The following is a 243-nucleotide window of genomic DNA, read 5'->3' as shown; positions in this document are numbered from 1 at the left end:
AGCGAGGACTATTACCGCACCGCCGAACAGGAGTACCTCGACATCCTGTCGCGCTACATCGACGTGCACGCCACCGCCACCGCGCGCCACCCGCTCGAGGTGCAGCAGCGCAACCTCGGCGTGTTCGGTTACGGCGTCAAGGGCATGACCCGGTCGATGCTGGAAGCGGCCATCGAGATCACCGAAAAGACCATTGCCGCACGCGACCTGCAGCTGATCCGCGACAGCGGCCAAGACACCCGG

The 243-nt window shown here is 65.4% G+C and carries 1 pseudogene; it reads left to right on the top strand.

Annotated elements, in window-relative coordinates:
* A pseudogene (locus tag ACQG3P_RS22070) lies at positions 1-243 on the top strand (HAD family hydrolase); the annotation flags it as partial.

Source organism: Stenotrophomonas sp. SrG, from assembly GCF_050031795.1.
GTDB lineage: Bacteria > Pseudomonadota > Gammaproteobacteria > Xanthomonadales > Xanthomonadaceae > Stenotrophomonas > Stenotrophomonas rhizophila_A.
Note: the sequence above shows the minus strand (reverse complement) of the source record. Positions and strands in the feature narration are given on the sequence as shown.